This window comes from Nocardioides guangzhouensis, from assembly GCF_004519545.1.
In the GTDB taxonomy this organism is placed as follows: domain Bacteria; phylum Actinomycetota; class Actinomycetes; order Propionibacteriales; family Nocardioidaceae; genus Nocardioides; species Nocardioides guangzhouensis.
In genome coordinates this window covers 1-368 of sequence record NZ_SDKM01000154.1, presented here as the reverse complement: position 1 = coordinate 368, position 368 = coordinate 1, and the positions used below count along the sequence as shown (strand labels likewise).

At 69.0% G+C, this 368-nt stretch carries 1 protein-coding gene; it reads left to right on the top strand.

The window, feature by feature from the left end:
• The coding region (locus EKO23_RS24910; protein ID WP_246051307.1) for an arginine deiminase family protein at window positions 1–368 on the top strand (368 nt) is incomplete at both ends.

Sequence of the window (368 nt, the reverse complement as noted above, 5' to 3'; positions counted from 1 at the left end):
TCCAACCACGACGACCTGCTGTTCGACGACGTCCTGTGGGTCGAGCGTGCCCAGTACGAGCACGACCAGTTCGTGGCGCGCATGCGCGAACGTGGCGTCGAGGTCTTCCTCCTCCAGACCCTGTTGGCGGAGGCGCTGGCCGCCAGCGACGAAGGCCGTCAGCGGCTGATCGAGGTCGCCGCCTCGGAGTACACCGTGGGGTTGTCCCTGGTTGACGAGGTCCGCGCGGCGCTCGCGGCCATGAAGCCCGACGTGTTGGCGAGGCACCTGATCGGCGGGCTGACCGTTGCGGAGTCCGGGCTCGACCTGGCGGCGTACCGGTCCCGTTCGTTGCCGGCCGCGGCGCTGGATGACGAGAGCATGTTCGT